Here is an 18,985-nt window from a genome sequence, read left to right as displayed (position 1 = left end):
GACACAGTGCGCTGACCAAGAAAATGCTGTCATCCTGAGCGAAGCGAAGGACCCTTGAGTCATATGCGACAGCCTCAGACGGGGCGGAAGAGGTTGCGGCCGCCCGTTTCGGAGACCGCCACCTTACGCCCGAGCTGCTCACGGGTCAGCATGTCGGCAACCAGGCCGGGATCGTCCGGGGTCATGGCGACGAAGCGGTCGCCGCTGCTGTCCAGGCGACCCAGGATGTAGCCGCGTTCGGGCGCATCCTTGCCGTAGGTGACGCAGTAGGTCTCGATCGTGCCGGTGCCCGTGGGCTTGGTTTCGACCCGGCGCTTGGGAAGGGCGTCGAGTTCGGCCTGGAACTTCTTCGGATCCTCGCGCTTCCACGCGCCTTTCGTGGGCTCGGTCGAATAGAGGCCGGCCGAGTGCTTGGTGAGATAGTTGCCATTGGCGGTCACCATGCCGAAGGAGCCGGGCTTGGCCCGCACCACGTTCATCATCTCGGCGATCGAATGGGTGACGTAGTTGTTGCCCGGGCCTCCGAAGAACGGGAGCCCGCCGGTCACGCTGATCGGGCGCGGATCGTATTCGGGGATGCCGATCTCGGTCATCGCGACTTCGACGGCCGAGGGGAAGCAGCTGTAGAGGTCGAACGCGTCGACGTCGGAGACCTTCTTGCCGGCCATGTCGAGGGCGATGCGGGCACAACCGCGGATCGCAGGCGAGGCGTCGAGCTTGTCGCGCTCGGACACGACCCAGGTGTCGGTGCCGTCGGCGCAGCCGTGCAGGAATACCCAGCGGTCCTGCGGGATTCCCCATTCCCGGGCCTTGCCCACCGAGGTGACGAGGACGGCTGCGGCCTGGTCGATGATGGCGTTGGCGTTCATCAGGCGCGGATAGGGGAAGCAGATCCAGCGATTGTCGGGGGAGATCGTCGACAGGGCTTCGGCGCTGTAGCCCTCGCGGCGGGTCGCCAGCGGATTGTCCCTGGCGACCGCGGCGAGGCGTTCGAACAGCCGGCCCATCGCCTTCATGTGGCTGTCGACGTCGCGCTTCAGGCCGCCGCGGATGGCGTTCTCCAGCAGCGGGTAGAAGTGGATGGCGGCGCGCAGATCGTGGCGCGCCTCTTCCTCGCTGAAGCCGAATCGCGGGTCGCCGATGCGCGTCGGCTCGCCGCCGCCCGGATCCTCATTCCAGTCGATCTTCATGTTGGCGCGGCGGGCGTTCTGCGTGCTGCGCAGCAGCTCGGCACCGCAGATCAGGGCAAGCTCGGTCTCGCCCCTGGTGATCTGCTCGGCGAACTTGTTCACCAGATACTGGGGCATGTTGCCGCCCGAGTGAGTGTAGAGGAGCTGCCGCGGATCGGCGTGGAGACGGTTGGCGACGCTCTGCGGCGGGTTGCTCGACCGGCCGTAGGGCGAGGCGAAGCGCGGGCTGATGTCGCTGAAGAATTCCATCACGGCGATGGCATCGACCAGATGGCCAAGCGCGTGCCCGCCGATGGCGGCCTGCGTGTCTTCGAGCGCCAGGTTGGCGGCCTCGGCGCAGAAGGCCACCCTCGAACGCTCGCTGGAGGGCGCGCCGACCGTGTCGGTGATCTGGCCGGCGCCGACCAGGATGGGGGTGCGCGGATCGATCATTTAACGAGAGCCTCGATTTCGGATTGCGTCAGGCCGGCTTGCGCCAGCACGGTCTTGGTATCTTCGCCAAGTGCGGCGACCTTGGGGCCGCTCTGCAGCGGCGAGCCGGAGAAGCGGAAGGGCGGTGCGGGCGACTGGTAGGTGCCGCCGCCATCCTCGATGGTGCACAGCGAGCCGCGATGCTCGACCTGCGGGTCCTTCAGCGCCTCTGTGACCGTGACGTAGGGCGAGCAGGGGACGCCCTGCTTTTCGAGGGCGGCCACGACTTCCTTGACGCTCATCTTCTTCGACCACGCTTCGAGTTCGTCGACCAGCAGCCCCCAGTTCATGCGCCGCTCATGATATTTTTCGAACCGCGGATCGGTGAGCCAGTCGCGGCGGCCAGCCGCGGTGGCCATGTCCTGGAAGGTCTTTTCGCTGGCGGTTGCCAGCATCACGTAGCCGTCGCTGGCCTCGATCGGGCCGTACATCGGCCGCGAGGGCATCTCGAAGTCGAACTGCGCGCGGTTGACCTCGCCCAGCAGCATCCCGACCAGCGTCTCGAACATCGATACGTCGACCATCTGGCCCTTTCCGCTGGCATGGCGCTGGTGGACGGCCGCGAGGATCGCGCCCATCGCGTAGGCGCCGCTCGCATAGTCGGCGACGAAAATCCCGCAATTGTCGGGGCGCTGGCGGCCCTGCTGGTAGAAGAGATGCGCCATGTCATAGCCGGTCGAGGCATGGATGACCGGTGCGTAGGCGGGCCGCCCCGCGCCGGGGCCGGTCTGGCCGTAGCCGGAGATCGCACAGTAGATCAGCCGCGGATTGACCTTGGACAGTTCGGCATAGTCGAGGCCCAGCCGCTTCATGACGCCGGGCCGGTAGTTCTCGACCAGGATGTCGACCGTGGCGGCCAGCTTCTTGATCGCGGCCACCGCTTCCGGCTTCTTGAGATCGAGCACGATCGACTTCTTGCCGGCATTGAGCTGGCCGAACATCGTGCTGAAACCGTCGCGCTGCACCGGTCGCGAGCGCATCAGATCGCCCTCCGGCGATTCGACCTTCACGACGTCGGCGCCCATGTCGGCGAGCAGGCGGCTGCAATGCGGGCCGGCGATCGTGGTCGAGAAATCGAGGATGCGCAGGCCGTCGAGCGGCCTCGTCATGTCTGTCATCGGGTCACCGGGTTGCGAGGATGAGAACGACCCCGCCGACCACCAGGAGGCTGCCGATCCACTCGCCGAGGGACGGCCGCTCCTTGAGGATGAGGCGGGAGGAGATGAAGGTGAAGACAAGCTCGATCTGGCCGACCGCGCGCACCAGGGCGGCATTCTCGAGCGTCATGGCGAGCGCCCAGCCGGCCGATCCCAGCACGCTGAAAATGCCGACCCAGATCGACGAGCGCCAGTTGAACCAGACCTTGGAAAGCTGCGGCCGGTCGCGGCGCGACAGGTAGAGCGCCATCAGAATGACCTGGATGGTGTTCATGCAGGCGAGCACGGTGATGCCGCGCACCATGAAGTCGCCGTCGGGCAGCAACTTCGAAGCCTCCCGGATCGTGCCGGCGGCGATGGCGAAGATCGCGCCCGACAGGATGCCGTACATCGCCCCCTTGTGCGTGAGGTCGGCCAGCACGCCGCGCACGTCGGAGAATTTCCCGCGCACGCTCAGGATGGCGACGCCCCCCAGGCAGACCAGGATACCGGCCCACGCGCCGAGCTTCAGCGGCTCGCCGGCGATGAAGGTGGCGAACAGGGCGACGAACACCGTCTCGGTCTTGGAATAGACCGTGCCGACGGCGAAGTTGCGCAGGGAGAAGGCGTGGATCATCAGCGAGGTCGCGATGATCTGTGCGACACCCGCGATCGTCACCAGCAGCAGGAAATGCAGCGAGATCGCGGGCACGTGGCGGCCGGTCACGAAGACCAGGAAGGCCAGCATGCCGAGTGCCAGCGGGGCGCCGTAGAGGTAGCGGACGAAGTTGGCGCCGTCGACGCTCAGGATGCCGCGAATCTTCTGCTGCATCGTCGTGCGGATGTTCTGGCACAGAGCGGCAGCGACGGTAATCGGTATCCAGAGCGGCACGGCGTTATCTCCCTGGTCGGGAGTGTATGGGCTCGATAGCCCGGCGTCTGCGGTTTAGATTTTCGCGATGCGACGAGGCTTGGCCGGCCCTTGAAAAAGCCAGGCTCCGGCGAATAATCGAAACAAGCGAAATAAACGAATCAAACGAAATGAGTGTCGCACCCCTTGGCTGAGGTATGTCGGTACCGTTGGCGATGCGATGTTTCTCGCCGGCGCCTGCAAAAACCTACTTGAACAGCCCGCTAGGCCCCGACGTCCACACCGACGGCGTGCGCGACCGACGCGAAGCCGTCGCGCGCCAGCAGGGCGGCCAGCTCGTCCTTGATGCGGCGAATGAGCGGCGGGCCCTCGTAGACCATCGCCGAGTAGAGCTGCACCAGCGTGGCACCCGCGCGGATCTTGGCATAGGCGTCGGTCCCCGAGCCCACCCCGCCGCAGCCGATCAGCGGGAACTGCCGCTCGACGCGTCGGGCGGTCTTGCGCAGCACCTCGGTCGACAGCGCCGTGAGCGGGGCGCCGGACAGGCCGCCGGTCTCGCCGCGCCGCCCGGACTTCAGAGAGGCCGGCCGGGAAAGGGTCGTGTTGCCGATGATGATGCCGTCCAGCTTGAGGTCGCGGCAGACGAAGACGATGTCGTCGAGGTCCTCGTCGGTCGCGTCGGGGGCGATCTTGACCACCAGCGGCACCGGCTTGGCCGCAATCGCGTCCTGCACGCGCTTCAGCAGGCCTGCGAGTTCGGTCCGGCCCTGCAGGTTGCGCAGGCCCGGCGTATTGGGCGAGGACACGTTGCAGACGAGGTAATCGGCATAGGGCGCCAGCGCCACGCAGCCGGTCACGTAATCGGCGGCTCGATCGACACTATCCTTGTTGGCGCCGACATTGACGCCGACGAAGCCGCGGCGGGGCCGGGCGGCCAGGCGGGCGCGGGCGGCTTCCAACCCGTGTCCGGGAAAGCCCATGCGATTGATGACGCCGCGATCCTGCGGCAGGCGGAACAGGCGGGGGCGCGGATTGCCCTCCTGCGGCCGCGGCGTGACGCTGCCGATCTCCACCAGCCCGAAGCCCTGCGCCAGCATGGCATCGGCGACCTCGGCATTCTTGTCAAAGCCGGCGGCGAGGCCGATCGGGTTGGGCAGCGAGCGGCCCCACACCGTGGTCGCCAGCGAGGCGGCATCGGCGCGCCCGTCGCCTGGCAGCACACCAGTCTTGAGGGCACGGATGGCGAGGCCATGGGCGGCCTCCGCATCGAGGCGGGAAAGGGCGAGATCGAGGAGGGAATACCAGACGGCCATTGCCGTCTGGTTAGCAGAGATTCCCTGTGGAGCGCTTGAGTGAGCGCGGGCCGCTAGTTGCGGCCCATGCCGCCACCCTGGTTGGGGCGGAGGGCCGGGGAGTCGGAGAAGAGGACCATGAACATTTCACGGAAGAGTTCGCCGATGCGCGGATCGTTCGGGCCGTTCGCAGGCGTCCAGGCCGTCGTCTCGGACATCGTCATGTCGTTGCGGCAGTAGATGGCATAGACGTTGAAGATGCCAGGCTTGCCGGGCTTGAAGCGCACCGTGCCCTTGCAGACGGAATCGCTGTTGAGATCGTTCGCCGGGTCGAAGACCAGCATGAGACGGTAGTCGGGCCGCGGCTTCTCCGCCGGCGTCTCGTAGGTGAAGGTGAGCCGCGGCATGGGCTTGGCCGCCTGCATCATCGGCAGCAGGTCACGCGCTACCACCGCCGGATCGGTGCCGGGGAAGGGATTGCCTTGGAGCACGACCTGGAAGTTCTTGCCGTCGGTGGCGGCGAAGAACTCGCGGTAGTCGTACTGTACCGCATAGTAGGTGCCGCCGATCGTGGCTGCATAGGCAGCGGCCGGGATGGCGGCGACCGCCAGAAGTGCGGCAGCGATCTTGGACCTGAAACGCATTGGGCAAACTCCTCCGCGGATTATCCGCCTATCATACGCCCGGGACACAGCTCCCGGGATGTCACAATTTTGCGTGCGGCCCGTAAGCCCGGCGTAAGCAGGCTCAGACGTCGAGGTCGCGGGCGAAGCGAGCGTTCTCCTGGATGAAGGCGTAACGCTTCTCGGGCTTGCGACCCATCAGGTCCTCGACCAGGGTCCGGGTGCGCATGTCCTCGATCCGGCCCTCCGGCTCGGTGCCCGTGATCAGCGGCACGTCAACCTTGAGGAGCACCCTCTTGGTCGGGTCCATCGTCGTCTCGCGCAGATGCACCGACTGCATCTCGCCCAGGCCCTTGAAGCGGGTGATGTCGGCCTTGCCGTTGAACACCGTCCGTATCAGCTCGTCCTTCTGGGCATCGTCCTGGGCGTATTCGGTGCGGCCGCCCTTGCTGATGCGAAAGAGCGGCGGCTGCGCCAGGAACAGATGCCCGTTCTCGATCAGCTTCGGCATCTCGCGATAGAAGAACGTCATCAGCAGGGAGGCGATGTGCGCGCCGTCGACATCGGCGTCGGTCATGATGATGACGCGCTCGTAGCGCAGGCGGTCGTCGTTGTAGTGGGTGCCGGCGCCGCAGCCCAGCGCCTGGATGAGATCCTGGATCTCCTGGTTCTCGCGCATCTTCTCGGAGGTGGCGCTGGCCACGTTCAGGATCTTGCCGCGCAGCGGCAGGATGGCCTGGGTCTCGCGGTTGCGCGCGGCCTTGGCCGAGCCGCCCGCGGAATCGCCCTCGACCAGGAAGATCTCGGTGCCGATCGAGGCGGAGCTCGAACAGTCGGCGAGCTTGCCCGGCAGGCGCAGCTTGCGCGTCGCGGTCTTGCGCTGCTGTTCGCGGTCCTGCCGGCGCCGCAGCCGCTCCTCGGCCTTGGCGACGACATGCTCCAGCAGGACGTTGCCGGCTTCCTTGTCGCCGATCAGCCAGTGCTCGAAATTGTCGCCGACGATCGTCTCGACGATCTTGGTCGCCTCGACGCTGACCAGCTTTTCCTTGGTCTGACCCTGGAACTGCGGCTGTTCGATGAAGACCGAGACGAGGGCCGCCGAACCGTCGATCACGTCGTCGGCGGTAATCACCGAGCCCTTGCGGTTGCCGGTCAGCTCGGCATAGCGCTTGAGGCCGCGCACCAGCGCGCTGCGGAAGCCCGATTCGTGTGTGCCGCCCTCTGCGGTGGGCACGGTGTTGCAGTAGGAGCGGACGAAGCCCTCCTCGTCATTCGGCCACCAGACCGCCCACTCGACCTTGCCGTTGCTCTCGCTCTTGGCCTCACCGGCGAAGGGTTGGGGCACGACGGTCGGCCGCTGGCCGATCTCGGACGTGACGTAGTCCTTCAGACCATTGGGAAAGCGGAACGTCTCTTCCTCGGGAATCTCGCCGCTCTTGGGGAGCAGGGACTTGTCGCATTTCCAGCGGATCTCGACGCCGCGGAACAGGTAGGCCTTGGAGCGCACCATGCGGTAGAGCCGCTCGGGCACGAACTGCTGCTTGCCGAAGATCTCGGTATCGGGATGGAAGGAGACGATCGTGCCGCGCCGGTTGGGCGCGGGGCCGGCCGGCTTCAGCTTCGAGACCGGAAGGCCGCGCGAGAAGCTCTGGGTCCAGGCCTGGCGGTCGCGGGCGACCTCCACGACGAGGTCGTCCGACAGCGCGTTCACGACCGAGGCGCCGACGCCGTGCAGGCCGCCCGAGGTGGCGTAGACCTTGCTGTTGAACTTGCCGCCGGCGTGCAGCGTGGTGAGGATCACTTCCAGCGCCGACTTGTTCTTGAACTTCGGATGCGGGTCGACCGGCATGCCGCGGCCGTTGTCGCGCACCGAGACGTAGTTGCCCGGCAGCATTTCCAGCCAGATCGTGTCGGCATGGCCGGCGACGGCCTCGTCCATCGAATTGTCGAGGATCTCGGCCACGAGATGATGCATGGCCCGTTCATCGGTACCGCCGATATACATGCCGGGGCGCTTGCGGACGGGCTCCAACCCCTCCAGCACCTCGATGTCACTCGCCGTGTAGGAATTTTCCTTCGGCCCCGCGGCACGCTTGCCGCCGCCAGACCGATCGAAGAGATCGCCGTTTCGTGCCATGCCTGCTTCTTGTCTTTCCGCGGCCGCGCGAGGGGATCGCTGGGTGGCCGGTCCGGCATGGGTATGGTAGCAAAAACGCGTGAAAGCAACCACATCCGGTGAGGAATTGATGTCCGAAAGTCGCCGCGATCCCATCGTAAGGACCGTCCCGCAGCCCGCCGACATGAACGGAAATGGCGACATTTTCGGCGGCTGGGTGCTGAGCCAGATGGACATCGCGGGCGGGTCGCTCGCGGCCCGGGTGGCGAAGGGGCGGGTGGCCACGGTGGCGATCACGGCCATGACCTTCGTCCAGCCGATCAAGGTGGGAGACATGGTGTCGATCTACGGAGAAGTCGTGAAGGTCGGCCGGACGTCGATCACCATCGGGCTCGAAACCGTGGTCCAGCGCCGCCACGAGGAAACCGACCTGCGCGTCACCCACGGCACCTTCGTGTTCGTGGCGATCGACGAGGAGGGCAAGCCGCGCCCCGTACCGCACCAGGACGGCGCGTGAGGCGGCTCCTCGCCCCGGTCGTGGCCGCCTGGGCGCTGCTGGCGCCGTCGGTGGTGCTGGCCCATCCGCACATCGTCGTGCAGCAGGTCGTGCGCATGATCGCCAAGGACGGGAAATACACGCACGTCGAGATCGAATGGCGATTCGACCCGTTTTCCAGCGAGGTCGAGATCCCGCTGATCGACGAGGACAAGAATGGCAAGGTTTCCCCCCGCGAAGCCAAGCTGCTCGCCGACGAGATGATGCCCGAACTCGGCAAGGACGGGTACCTGAGCTGGATCAACACCGGCGGAAAGGACTTCCGTCCGCCCAAGGCGCCGCAGTTTTCCGTGCGTATCGACGATCCGGCGAGCTTCGTTCCGCCGGAATGGGACCGCAACGCCGGCGACAATGCCGGCATGCCGATGCCGGCCAACAAGCGGGCCGACGCGCCGGGCGTGCCGCGCAAGCAGGGCGCGCGCAATCTCGTCTACGTCATGCGCTTCGCGCTGCCCCAGCCGTCCAAGCTGGTGTCGATCGCCACTTACGATCCCGAGGATTTCATCCGCATCGAGGTCGACAAGGGCTCGGTCCCGGCCGGCTGCACGCTGGGCAAGCATCCGACGCACAAGTCAGAATTTGTTCGCGGCTATCCCTTCTTTGCCGACGTGGTGACATGCCAACTTCCCTGAGAACCTCCGCTCTCCGCTCACCCTTCCTGTGGGTAGGCGTGCTCCTTCTGGTCGCGCTGGGAGGCGCACTGGTGTTCAGCGACGGCGTCGCCGAACTGGCGCGCTATTCGGCCGAATACCAGCGCCGCATCAACCAGGTCCTCTCGACCTCGCTGCGTGACGTGCAGTCGGGGACCGGATCCCTGGCCCTGTGGACCCTGGCCAGCGTCTGTTTCGGTTATGGCGTCGTTCACACGCTGGGGCCGGGTCATGGCAAGGCCGTCGTGGTGGCCTACTTCCTCGACAGCAGCCGGCCGCGCGCCTGGATCGAGGGCATTTTCGCCGGCGGCTGGATCGCCTTCACCCACACGCTGGCGGCGCTGCTGCTGGCCGGCGCGCTGAAACTCTCCTCGACCGTCGGCCTGCTGGGAGCGCTGCGCGAAGTGCGCAACGTCGAGATCGTCTCCTACACGCTGATCGTGCTGGTGGGATTCTGGCGCCTGTGGGCGGGCATCACCGGTCGCCTGCACGAGCATTGGCATGGCGACGACCACGACCATCATGGCCATGACCACGGGCATGCCCATGGTCACGATCATCATCACCACGATCATGGCCACGGCCACCATCACGACCACGGCCACCATCACGACCACGGCCGGGAGGCGCCGCAGCGCACGATCGCCGGCTGGCTGCTGCTGACGGCCGCCGGCATCGCGCCCTGCGCCGGCGCGCTGATCATCATCCTGCTGTCGATCGCGCTCGACGTGCTGTGGGCGGGCGTGGTCGGCGTCATCGCCATCGCGCTCGGCATGGCGATCACCTTGGCTGCCATCGGCATGGCCTCGATGGTGGCGCACCGGCTGATCATCGCCGAGGGGCGCTCGCAGGAGATCGGGCGCTTCACCGCGATCGCCGCGTCGCTGATCGTGATCGCAACCGGCGGAACGCTGCTGCTGGGCTCGCTCGAACGCTTCCTGCGCTGAGGCCGCGGATGGCCGAGATCCAGGCGCCCAGCCGGTCATCGCGGCCACTGCTGGGCGTGCTCTTCATGTGCACGGCCTGCGCCCTGTTCCCGATCATGAACGGGATGGTGAAGCTGCTGGCCGCCACCTACGAGCCGCAGGAGATCGTCTGGTTCCGCATCATCCTGCACCTGGTGCTGGTCGCCGCGGTGTTCATGCCGCGCATGGGCCTCGGCCTGCTGCGCACGCGGCGCATCGGCACGCAGTTCGTCAGCTCGGTCACGATGCTGCTGTCCACGCTGTTCTTCTTCTCGGCGGTCAAGTCCATACCCGTGGCCGAGGCGATAGCCGTCACCTTCGTGGCGCCGCTCGCGGTCGTCCTGCTCGCCTGGCCCTTACTCGGCGAGCGCATCACCTTCTTCCGGATGGCCGCCGTGATCGTGGGCTTTGCCGGCGTCCTGATCGTGATTCGGCCGGGCAGCGCGGTGTTCCAGTGGCAGTCGCTGCTGCTGCTGTGCAGCGCCGCCTGCTACGCGCTGTACCAGATCCTGATCCGGCGGCTCGCGGGGATCGACGCGCCGGCCACGTCGATCTTCTACAGCGTGCTGCTGGGCGCCATTCTCATGTCGATCTGGCTGCCTTTCCATTGGAAGACGCCGGTGAGCGGCACGGACTGGGCACTGCTCTGTTCGCTGGGGGCGCTGGGCGCGCTGGGGCACTATTGCGTCGCCAAGGCAATGACCTATGCCTCGGCGAATTTCGTGGCGCCGTTCAACTACACGCAGATGATCGGCTCGGTCGTCGTGGGGTACCTGATGTTCGCCGAGGTGCCCGACTTCTATACGTGGCTCGGAACGGCCGTGATCATCGGCGCCGGCCTCATGGTCGGCCTGCAGGGCCGCAAGCCGCAGAAGAGCTGAAGGGAGGGAACATGCCCTATCTCGTTGCCGCCGATCTTCCGACGGAGCCGGCTGGCGTCCGGTTCCGAAATCTGCTCGAGCGGCCGCAGATCCTGCGCATGCCCGGCGCCCACAATGGTCTCGCGGCCCTCCAGGCGGCGCGGGCCGGCTTCGAGGCGCTCTATCTTTCCGGCGCCGCCATGTCGTCCTCTATGGGCCTGCCCGATCTCGGCGTCATCACGGTCGACGAGGTCTGCTTCTTCATCCGCCAGGTGGCGCGATCCTCGGGCCTGCCGGTCCTGGTCGATGGCGACACCGGTTACGGCGAAGCGCTGAACGTCATGCACATGGTGCGGGCCTTCGAGGAGGCGGGGGCCGCCGCCGTCCATCTCGAGGACCAGCTCCTGCCGAAGAAATGCGGCCACCTGAACGACAAGAAGCTCGCCCCGCCGCACGACATGGCAGCCAAGGTCGCCGCGGCGGCCAAGGCCCGACGCAATCTCTACATCATCGCGCGCACCGATGCGGCGGCGAGCGAGGGGATCGACGGCGCGGTGGCGCGGGCCCGTCTGTATCTCGAAGCCGGTGCCGACGCGATCTTCCCTGAGGCGCTCACCAACGCCGAGATGTTCCGTGCCTTTGCCAAGGCCATGCCCGGCGTCAAGCTGCTGGCCAACATGACAGAGTTCGGCCGCACGCCGTTCTTCACGGCGTCCGAGTTCGAGGCGATGGGCTACCGGATGGTCATCTGGCCGGTCTCGGCCCTGCGCGCCGCCAACAAGGCGCAGGAGGGCGTGTACGCCGCGATCCAGCGCGACGGCGGCACCCAGAAAGTGATCGACCGCATGCAGACGCGGCAGGAACTCTACGACACGATCCGCTACCACGAGTACGAGGCTCTCGACGCCTCGCTCGTGCAGACCGTCGTGCCGCAAGGCATGCCGCAACGCGACTGACGCTGGGGGCGCGCCACTCCAGTGGCGCGTCATGCGGTGTCGCAACAGAAGACGCGCCACTGGAGTGGCGCGCCCCCGGCTACAGACTCAACGCCGACAGGTCCGGCGTGCGCTTGTGGAAGTCCGTCGCGTCCTGCAGCGCCTTGCCGATCCGGAGCACCGTGCCCTCGGCGTAGGGCTTGCCCAGGAGCTGGATGCCGATCGGCAGGCCGTTCGAGAAGCCGCTGGGCAGCGAGAGGCCGCACAGGCCGAGATAGTTGCCGGGGCGGGTCATCAGCGAGATCGCGGGCGAGGTCTCGTCGACCTCGGTGACCGGAATCGCACCCGAGGCCAGCGCCGGCGTGAGCAGCGCGTCGTAGGGCGCCATCCAGGCGTTGAAGGCGGCGCGGCGCTGGCCCATGCGGCGCAGTTCCTCGGCATAGAGGGCCGGGGGGAAAGCCTTGACCGCCATCGCGCGGCCGCGCACGCCCGCTCCGATCGGCTGGTTCATGTCATCGATCCAGCCGCGATGCAGCGACCAGAGTTCCGAAGCCGAGATCGAGCCCGCGCCGACGCCGAGATTGAAATACCATTCGGGGATCTTCACCGGCTCGACGATGGCGCCGAGTTCTTCCAGCTTCTTCGCCGAGGCCTGCCAGGCCGCGATCACGTCGCTATCGCAGGCAGGCAGCGAGGCGGCGTCGGGCAGGGCGATGCGCAGGCCCTTGATCGATCCGCCTTTCGTCGAGGCGGTGAAGTCCTCGAGTGGCTGACCGAGGGTCGTCGGATCGCGCGGATCCGGGCCTGCCAGCGCATTGAGCATCAGGGCGCAATCCTCGACCGAGCGTGCCATCGGGCCGATCGAGTCGAGCGTCCACGACAGCAGCATCGTGCCATGCAGGCCGATGCGGCCGAACGTGACCTTGAGGCCCACGAGCCCGTTGAAGGCGCAGGGAATGCGCACCGAGCCGCCGGTGTCGCTGCCGATACCGGCGGGTGTGAGACGCGCCGCGACGGCAACGCCGGTGCCACTCGACGAGCCGCCGGGCGTGCGATGGGTCTCGAGGTCCCACGGGTTCCACGGCGTGCCCATCAGCGGATTGGTGCCCCAGCCGCCGAAGGCGAACTCGACCATGTGCAGCTTGCCGAGCGGGATCATGCCGGCCGCGGTCAGGCGCTCGACCGTGTTAGAGGTCTCGGTCGCGACACGCTTCTCCCACATCTTGGAGCCACCGGTGCCGATACGACCGGCGATGTCGCAGAGATCCTTGTAGGCGACGGGCAGGCCATGCAGCGGCGGCAGCGGAAATCCGGTAGCGCGCGCGGTGTCGGCGCCGTCGGCGATCGCGCGGGCTTCCGTCGCGTAGACCTCGGTGAAGGCGTGGAGCTTGCCGTCGGCCTTTTCGATACGCGACAGCAAAGCGTCGATCACCTCGCGCGAGGAGAAGCGCTTGGCGGCGAGGCCGGCAGAGAGTTCGGTCAGGGTGAGTTCATGCAGAGACATCAGTAGGTTGCCCGTCCACCAGAGAGATCGAAAACCGCACCGGTCGCGAAGGTGCAGTGGGAAGAGGCGAGCCAGGCGACCATCTCGGCCACTTCCTCGACCTCGCCGAAGCGGTTCATCGGGATCTTGGACAGCATGTAGTTGATGTGTTGCTCGGTCATCTGGCTGAACAGTTCCGTCTTCACCACCGCCGGCGCGACGCAGTTCACCAGCACGCCGGTCGTAGCAAGTTCCTTGCCGAGCGACTTGGTGAGGCCGATGACGGCGGCCTTCGAGGCGGAGTAGGCCGAGGCATTGGGATTGCCCTCCTTGCCGGCCACCGAGGCGATGTTGACGATGCGGCCCCAGCCGCGCTGTACCATGCCGTCGACAACGACGCGGTTGGTCAGGAAGACACCGGTGAGGTTGATGTCGATCACCTGGCGCCAGGCATCGACGGGATATTTGGCCACGGTCGTGTTGGGGCCGGTGATGCCGGCGCTGGCGACCAGGATGTCCGGCGGCGCCAGCAGTTTCTCAGTCTCGGCCAGCGCCCTTGCGACATCCGCCTCGCTGGTCACGTCGACGGCGATGGCCACCGCGCCCTTCAGGGTCGCGGCGGACTGTTTCGCGCGCTCGGGATCGCGGTCCCACAGGGCGACCCGCCCGCCGCCTGCGGTAATCTTTGCGGCGCAGGCGAGGCCTATGCCGCGTGCGCCGCCGGTGACGATCGCGGTCCGGCCCCGGAACAGTTCGACCTCCATGTCTTCCTCCCAAATCCTTGAATTGTCTTGCAAATCCCAGCATATCGGCGCGCCGGGGCATCCGCTACACTGTGCGCTTCGGTGTCTCGAGTTTTCGCGGGAGTTTCATGCCTTCGCCCATTCCGGCGTCCATCGACGCCACTGTCGAGCTGCTGCAGGGCGGCGATTACATCGCCGACCGCAGCCTCGCCACGGTCCTCTATCTCGCCCTCAAGCTGGGCCGTCCGCTGTTCTGCGAAGGCGAGGCGGGCGTCGGCAAGACCGAGATCGCCAAGGTGCTGGCCGAGACCCTGAAGCGGCCGCTGATCCGCCTGCAATGCTACGAGGGCCTCGACGTCGCCTCGGCGGTCTACGAGTGGAACTACGCCCGCCAGATGATCGAGATCCGCCTCGCGGAGGCGCAGGGCGTGCACGACCGTAGCGAACTCTCGGCCGACATCTTCGACGAGAGGTTCCTGATCCGCCGTCCGCTGCTCGAGGCGCTGCAGCCGCATGTCGGCGGCGCGCCGATCCTGCTGATCGACGAGCTGGACCGCACCGACGAGCCGTTCGAGGCCTATCTGCTCGAGGTTCTCTCGGACTTCCAGGTGACGATCCCGGAACTCGGCACGATCAAGGCGGCGGAACGGCCGATCGTCATCATCACCTCGAACCGCACGCGCGAGATCCACGACGCGCTTAAGCGGCGCTGCTTCTACCACTGGGTCGACTATCCCGACCTCAAGCGCGAGCTGGAGATACTGCGGGTCAAGGCCCCGGGCGCCAGCGAGCGCCTGTCGCGCCAGGTCGTGGGCTTCGTCCAGGAATTGCGCAAGCTCGACCTGTTCAAGGCGCCGGGCGTTGCCGAGACGATCGACTGGTCGACCGCGCTCTCCGAACTCGACGTGCTCGATCTCGATCCGCGCACGATCAACGACACGCTGGGCGTGCTGCTCAAATACCAGGACGACATCCAGCGCCTGCAGGGCTCGGAAGCGGCGGAGATCCTGCGCAAGGTGAAGTCCGACATCGCCGCCCAGCCCTTGGGCTGAGCACATGACGCGCCGCAAGCTCGGATGGGATTCTTTCGCTTGCGCCAGAACGCGAAGGGTCGCTGCGTGATGGACGTGTTGCCTGATCCGCCGGCCGGGCTTCCGGGACGTGAGCCGCGCGACGGCAAGCTCGCGAGCAACATCGTGCACTTCGCGCGGACCCTGCGCACGGCCGGGCTTCGCGTGGGGCCGGGGCAGATCCTGCGTGCGATCGAGGCGGTGGAGGCCGCCGGCATCCGCAATCGCGACGACTTCTACTGGACGCTCCATTCGGTCTTCGTGAACCGCCGCGACCAGCGCGAGATCTTCGACCAGGCGTTCCACGTCTACTGGCGCAATCCGCGCCTGCTCGAGAAGATGATGGACATGCTGCTGCCGCAGATCGGCGTGCCGGCCGATCAGGACAAGGGCAAGCAGCTCAGCCGGCGTCTGCAGGAGGCGCTGCAGCCCGGTCAGGGCGAAGCGCCGCCGGAGCAGTCCGAGGAGCCGCCCGAAGTCGAGGTCGAGGCGACCTTCACCGTGTCCGACCGCGAGGTCCTGCAGACGCGCGACTTCGAGCAGATGTCGCAGACGGAGATCGACGAGGCCTTGCGCGCCATCTCCCGCCTGCGCCTGCCGGTGCCGGAACGGCGCACGCGGCGCTACCAGGCGGCGCGGCGCGGGCCGAGGATCGATTTCCGCGCCTCGCTGCGCCGTGCGATGCGGCCGGAGGGACTGACGGAGCTGGCCCGGCGCGAGCCGCGTCGCCGGCCGCCGCCGCTGGTGATCCTGTGCGACATCTCCGGTTCGATGGCGCGTTACACGCGGATGTTCCTGCATTTCATGCATGCGATCACCAACGACCGCGACCGCGTCTACTGCTTCACCTTCGGCACGCGCCTGTCGAACGTGACGCGGGCCTTGCGCAACCGCGACGTCGACATCGCGCTGCAGAAGGCGTCGTCGCAGGTCGAGGACTGGTCGGGCGGCACGCGCATCGGGCAGGCGCTGCACGAGTTCAACAACAAGTGGTCGCGCCGCGTGCTGGGGCAGGGTGCGGTCGTTCTCCTCATCACCGACGGGCTGGATCGCGAGGGCGCGTCCGGTTTGGATGAGGAAATGGAACGCTTGCATAAGTCTTGCTCACGCATGATCTGGCTGAACCCGCTCTTGCGGTACGGCGGCTACGAGCCCAAGTCTCAGGGCAACAAGGCCATGCTGCCGCATGTCGACGAATTCAGGCCCGTCCACAATCTGGAGAGCCTGTCCGGGCTGATCGCGGCGCTGGGCACCCGCACCGTCGGGGCCGACAAGCGGCTGTCGGGATGGCAGACCGAACTTCGCAAGGAGTAGACCATGAGCGATGCGCTGGAAGTTCTCGATCAGGTCGGCAAGTGGAAGGCCGACGGCAAGGGCGTCGCCGTGGCCACCGTGATCGTCACCTGGGGATCCTCGCCGCGTCCCGTCGGCAGCCAGCTCGGCGTCGACGATGCCGGCAACATGGTGGGCTCGGTGTCAGGCGGCTGTATCGAAGGCGCGGTCGTCAAGGAGGCGCTGGACGCCATCAAGGACGGCAAGCCGCGGCTGCTCGATTTCGGCGTCAGCGACGAGCAGGCCTGGGATGTCGGTCTCGCCTGTGGTGGCAAGGTCCAGGTCTTCGTCGAGAAGGTGAACTGATCCGATGAAAGCCGAAACCCTCTCCGCCCTCCAGGACGCGCGCGTCAAGCGGCGGGCCGTGACGCTCGCCACCCGCCTCAGCGATGCCGCCGAGGCGCTGGTCTATCGCGACGACGCCAAGGGCGAACTGGCGGGCGATGCCGCGATCGTCGCGGCGGCGCAGCGCGCCATGGATATCGGCAAGAGCGAGACGGTGGATATCGGCGGCGCCAAGATCTTCCTGAACGTCTACGTGCCGCCGCCGCGGCTGATCATCGTCGGCGCTGTGCACATCGCGCAGTCGCTGGCGCCGATGGCGGCCATGCTCGAGTTCGATGTCACGGTGGTCGATCCGCGCGGCGCCTGGGCCACGACCCAGCGCTTCCCCGGTGTGAAGGTGATCCAGGACTGGGCCGACGAGGCCTTCCAGGCGATGGGCCTCGACGTGTCGACTGCCGTTGTGACCTTGACCCACGATCCGAAGCTCGACGATCCGGCGCTCGAAGCGGCGCTCAAGTCTGACGTCTTCTACATCGGCGCGCTGGGCAGCCGGCGCACCCACGCCAAGCGCAAGGAGCGCCTGGCCGAAGTTGGCATCACCGAGGACATGTTCACCCGCGTCCACGGGCCGGTCGGCCTCAACATCGGCGCCAAGTCGCCGGCCGAGATCGCCGTGTCGATCCTCGGCCAGATCATCGAGGTGCGGGCGCGCCGCCTCGAAGCCCTGTCTGCGCCAAAGGTCGCTGCGGCGTGAGATTCGGCGAGACACCGGTCGACGAGGCCGCCGGCGCCATCCTGGCGCACAGCCGGCGCGCCGATGGGATCAATTTCGCCAAGGGGCGCGTCCTCTCCGATGAGGATATCGCGCGCCTGAAGGAAGCCGGTGTCTCGACGGTGGTCGCTGCGCGACTCGATGAAGACGACGTGCACGAGGACGAGGCCGCAGCAACGGTCGCCCGCGCGCTGGCAGGCGAGGGGATCGAGGTCACCGCGGCCTTCACCGGCCGCTGCAATCATTTCGCCCGCGAAGCCGGCCTCGCCGTGCTCGACCAGGAGCGCATCGACGCCCTGAACGAGCTGGACGAGTCGGTAACGGTGGCCACCCTTCCGCCCTTCGCGCGAGTCGAGCCGCGCCAGATGGTGGCGACAGTGAAGATCATTCCCTATGGCGCGCCGCGCGCCGCGGTCGCGCGCGCCGTCGACGTTGCCAAGGCTGCCAACCGGCCGATGATCTCCGTGGCGCCGTTCCAGGCGATGCGCGCAGGCCTCGTCCAGACCAAACTGCCGGGCACGCGTGACAAGGTGCTCGACAAGGCGGTGAGCACGACCACCAAGCGCCTGACCTCGCTCGGCAGCACCTTGAACGGCGAGCGCCGCGTCGCGCACGACGCCAGGGCCATTGCCGATGCGCTGGCCGAGCTGAAGTCCGAGGGCTGTGACCTGTTCCTGATTGCCGGCGCCTCGGCGATCGTCGACCGGCACGACGTGGTGCCGGCCGGCATCGAAGCGGCAGGCGGCAAGCTCATCCATTTCGGTATGCCGGTCGATCCGGGCAACCTGCTGCTCACGGCCGAGTTGGACGGCAAGCCGGTGCTGGGCCTGCCGGGCTGCGCCAAGTCACCCAAGTACAACGGCTTCGACATGGTGCTGGAACGGCTCGCCGCGCGCCTGCCGGTCGGCCGTGCCGAGATCGTGCGTATGGGGTCGGGCGGGCTGCTTGCTGAGATTCCCAGCCGCCCGCAGCCGCGCGACGAGCCTGAGGCCGAAGAAGCCGGCCCGCAGCAGGCGCCAAGGGTGGCCGTTCTGGTTCTGGCTGCCGGCCGCTCGACTCGCATGGGCGGGCCTAACAAGCTTCTGGCCGAGGCCGAAGGCGCGCCGCTGGTCGTCCATGCGGTGAAGGCGGCCCTCGCCTCGCAGGCGGTCGAGGTCGTGGTCGTGCTGGGGCACATGGCCGACGACGTCCGAGCCGCCGTCGAGAAAGCCGTGCCGCCACGCTCGCGCGTGCGCTTCGCTACCAATCCGGATTTTGCCGAGGGCCTGAGCACCTCAGTGCGCACCGGCATCGGCGCTCTGCCGACCACCGTCGATGCAGCGGTCGTCCAGCTCGGCGACATGCCGGGCGTCGGCGCGCCGCTGCTCAATCGCCTGATGGCCGCCTTCAGCCCCGTCGAGGGCCGCGCGATCTGTGTGCCTACGGTGGCTGGCAAGCGCGGCAATCCCGTCCTCTGGGCGCGCCGCTTCTTTCCCGAGATGGCGAAACTGTCGGGCGACAGCGGCGCCAAGCACCTGATCGGCGAGCATGCCGATCTCGTCTGCGAGGTCGAGATGACGGGCGAGGCGGCGATTACCGACATCGACACGCCCGAGGCGCTGGCCGCGTGGCGGGCGAGGGTACCGGCATGAGTAT

Annotated in this window: 18 protein-coding genes; 10 read left to right on the top strand and 8 right to left on the bottom strand. The window is 67.2% G+C overall.

Features of this window, described 5'->3' with window-relative positions; genetic code table 11:
* Window positions 1–74 precede the first annotated feature (74 nt).
* The 6 genes from ACQY78_RS02785 to parE all read right to left on the bottom strand — a co-directional run bounded on the left by ACQY78_RS02785 (window position 75) and on the right by parE (window position 7,720).
* Entirely contained in the window at window positions 75–1,622 is a 1,548-nt protein-coding gene (locus tag ACQY78_RS02785; protein WP_428682531.1) for an acetyl-CoA acetyltransferase, read from the bottom strand.
* Window positions 1,619–2,779 carry a CaiB/BaiF CoA transferase family protein gene (locus tag ACQY78_RS02780; RefSeq protein ID WP_428682529.1) on the bottom strand — a complete coding sequence of 387 codons (1,161 nt, stop codon included), beginning with the start codon at window positions 2,777–2,779 and terminating at the stop codon, window positions 1,619–1,621. The genes ACQY78_RS02785 and ACQY78_RS02780 overlap by 4 nt, the downstream gene beginning before the upstream one ends.
* Before the next feature lie 4 nt (window positions 2,780–2,783).
* Window positions 2,784–3,689, bottom strand: coding sequence for a DMT family transporter (locus tag ACQY78_RS02775; RefSeq protein WP_428682527.1), 906 nt, complete (start codon window positions 3,687–3,689; stop codon window positions 2,784–2,786).
* 242 nt (window positions 3,690–3,931) lie between these two features.
* Entirely contained in the window at window positions 3,932–4,981 is a 1,050-nt protein-coding gene (locus tag ACQY78_RS02770; RefSeq protein WP_428682525.1) for a quinone-dependent dihydroorotate dehydrogenase, read from the bottom strand.
* A gap of 53 nt (window positions 4,982–5,034) precedes the next feature.
* A complete protein-coding gene (locus tag ACQY78_RS02765; RefSeq protein ID WP_428682523.1) occupies window positions 5,035–5,604 on the bottom strand; it encodes a hypothetical protein in 570 nt (189 codons plus the stop codon).
* Window positions 5,605–5,707: 103 nt separating this feature from the next.
* Window positions 5,708–7,720 carry a DNA topoisomerase IV subunit B gene (gene parE / locus ACQY78_RS02760; RefSeq protein ID WP_428682521.1) on the bottom strand — a complete coding sequence of 671 codons (2,013 nt, stop codon included), beginning with the start codon at window positions 7,718–7,720 and terminating at the stop codon, window positions 5,708–5,710.
* A 109-nt stretch (window positions 7,721–7,829) separates the two neighbouring features.
* Between parE and ACQY78_RS02755 the strand changes: the two genes are divergently transcribed.
* The 5 genes from ACQY78_RS02755 to prpB are packed head-to-tail and all read left to right on the top strand — an operon-like array spanning window position 7,830 to window position 11,686.
* On the top strand, window positions 7,830–8,216 hold the full coding sequence (locus tag ACQY78_RS02755) for an acyl-CoA thioesterase (protein WP_298317830.1): 387 nt from the start codon (window positions 7,830–7,832) through the stop codon (window positions 8,214–8,216).
* Window positions 8,213–8,887, top strand: a complete 675-nt coding sequence (locus ACQY78_RS02750; protein WP_428682519.1) for a DUF1007 family protein — start codon at window positions 8,213–8,215, stop codon at window positions 8,885–8,887. Before ACQY78_RS02755 ends, ACQY78_RS02750 begins: the two co-directional genes overlap by 4 nt.
* Before the next feature lie 38 nt (window positions 8,888–8,925).
* Window positions 8,926–9,852 carry a hypothetical protein gene (locus ACQY78_RS02745; RefSeq protein ID WP_428682517.1) on the top strand — a complete coding sequence of 309 codons (927 nt, stop codon included), beginning with the start codon at window positions 8,926–8,928 and terminating at the stop codon, window positions 9,850–9,852.
* A gap of 8 nt (window positions 9,853–9,860) precedes the next feature.
* Window positions 9,861–10,751 (top strand): DMT family transporter, encoded by an 891-nt coding sequence (locus tag ACQY78_RS02740; RefSeq protein ID WP_428682515.1) that lies wholly within the window; start codon window positions 9,861–9,863, stop codon window positions 10,749–10,751.
* Between the two features lie 11 nt (window positions 10,752–10,762).
* Entirely contained in the window at window positions 10,763–11,686 is a 924-nt protein-coding gene (gene prpB, locus ACQY78_RS02735) for a methylisocitrate lyase (protein ID WP_428682513.1), read from the top strand.
* Between the two features lie 79 nt (window positions 11,687–11,765).
* Here prpB and ACQY78_RS02730 read toward each other — a convergent pair whose 3' ends face one another.
* Both ACQY78_RS02730 and ACQY78_RS02725 read right to left on the bottom strand, forming a co-directional pair.
* Window positions 11,766–13,169 (bottom strand): amidase, encoded by a 1,404-nt coding sequence (locus ACQY78_RS02730; protein WP_428682511.1) that lies wholly within the window; start codon window positions 13,167–13,169, stop codon window positions 11,766–11,768.
* Entirely contained in the window at window positions 13,169–13,912 is a 744-nt protein-coding gene (locus ACQY78_RS02725; RefSeq protein ID WP_428682509.1) for an SDR family NAD(P)-dependent oxidoreductase, read from the bottom strand. Before ACQY78_RS02725 ends, ACQY78_RS02730 begins: the two co-directional genes overlap by 1 nt.
* 107 nt (window positions 13,913–14,019) lie before the next feature.
* On the opposite strand from ACQY78_RS02725, the gene ACQY78_RS02720 reads away from it, so the two are divergent.
* From ACQY78_RS02720 to ACQY78_RS02700, 5 genes are all read left to right on the top strand, one after another.
* Window positions 14,020–14,943, top strand: a complete 924-nt coding sequence (locus ACQY78_RS02720) for an AAA family ATPase (protein WP_428682507.1) — start codon at window positions 14,020–14,022, stop codon at window positions 14,941–14,943.
* A 69-nt stretch (window positions 14,944–15,012) separates the two neighbouring features.
* Window positions 15,013–16,275, top strand: a complete 1,263-nt coding sequence (locus ACQY78_RS02715) for a vWA domain-containing protein (protein WP_428682505.1) — start codon at window positions 15,013–15,015, stop codon at window positions 16,273–16,275.
* A gap of 3 nt (window positions 16,276–16,278) precedes the next feature.
* Window positions 16,279–16,599, top strand: coding sequence for an XdhC family protein (locus tag ACQY78_RS02710; protein ID WP_428682503.1), 321 nt, complete (start codon window positions 16,279–16,281; stop codon window positions 16,597–16,599).
* Window positions 16,600–16,603: 4 nt separating this feature from the next.
* Window positions 16,604–17,332 (top strand): XdhC family protein, encoded by a 729-nt coding sequence (locus tag ACQY78_RS02705; protein ID WP_428682501.1) that lies wholly within the window; start codon window positions 16,604–16,606, stop codon window positions 17,330–17,332.
* A complete protein-coding gene (locus ACQY78_RS02700) occupies window positions 17,329–18,981 on the top strand; it encodes an NTP transferase domain-containing protein (RefSeq protein WP_428682499.1) in 1,653 nt (550 codons plus the stop codon). Before ACQY78_RS02705 ends, ACQY78_RS02700 begins: the two co-directional genes overlap by 4 nt.
* Window positions 18,982–18,985 lie beyond the last annotated feature (4 nt).

It is taken from the genome of Reyranella sp. (genome assembly GCF_965279625.1).
Classification (GTDB): Bacteria; Pseudomonadota; Alphaproteobacteria; order Reyranellales; family Reyranellaceae; genus Reyranella.
Note: the sequence above shows the minus strand (reverse complement) of the source record. Positions and strands in the feature narration are given on the sequence as shown.

Bases quoted from the DNA above. Each gene is read 5' to 3' on its own strand.
- ACQY78_RS02705 (WP_428682501.1), top strand. From the start codon at position 16,604: ATGAAAGCCGAAACCCTCTCCGCCCTCCAGGACGCGCGCGTCAAGCGG.
- ACQY78_RS02725 (WP_428682509.1), bottom strand. From the start codon at position 13,912: ATGGAGGTCGAACTGTTCCGGGGCCGGACCGCGATCGTCACCGGCGGC.
- ACQY78_RS02730 (WP_428682511.1), bottom strand. From the start codon at position 13,169: ATGTCTCTGCATGAACTCACCCTGACCGAACTCTCTGCCGGCCTCGCC.
- ACQY78_RS02710 (WP_428682503.1), top strand. From the start codon at position 16,279: ATGAGCGATGCGCTGGAAGTTCTCGATCAGGTCGGCAAGTGGAAGGCC.
- ACQY78_RS02780 (WP_428682529.1), bottom strand. From the start codon at position 2,779: ATGACAGACATGACGAGGCCGCTCGACGGCCTGCGCATCCTCGATTTC.
- prpB (WP_428682513.1), top strand. From the start codon at position 10,763: ATGCCCTATCTCGTTGCCGCCGATCTTCCGACGGAGCCGGCTGGCGTC.
- ACQY78_RS02720 (WP_428682507.1), top strand. From the start codon at position 14,020: ATGCCTTCGCCCATTCCGGCGTCCATCGACGCCACTGTCGAGCTGCTG.
- ACQY78_RS02770 (WP_428682525.1), bottom strand. From the start codon at position 4,981: ATGGCCGTCTGGTATTCCCTCCTCGATCTCGCCCTTTCCCGCCTCGAT.
- ACQY78_RS02755 (WP_298317830.1), top strand. From the start codon at position 7,830: ATGTCCGAAAGTCGCCGCGATCCCATCGTAAGGACCGTCCCGCAGCCC.
- ACQY78_RS02740 (WP_428682515.1), top strand. From the start codon at position 9,861: ATGGCCGAGATCCAGGCGCCCAGCCGGTCATCGCGGCCACTGCTGGGC.
- ACQY78_RS02765 (WP_428682523.1), bottom strand. From the start codon at position 5,604: ATGCGTTTCAGGTCCAAGATCGCTGCCGCACTTCTGGCGGTCGCCGCC.
- ACQY78_RS02785 (WP_428682531.1), bottom strand. From the start codon at position 1,622: ATGATCGATCCGCGCACCCCCATCCTGGTCGGCGCCGGCCAGATCACC.
- ACQY78_RS02715 (WP_428682505.1), top strand. From the start codon at position 15,013: ATGGACGTGTTGCCTGATCCGCCGGCCGGGCTTCCGGGACGTGAGCCG.
- parE (WP_428682521.1), bottom strand. From the start codon at position 7,720: ATGGCACGAAACGGCGATCTCTTCGATCGGTCTGGCGGCGGCAAGCGT.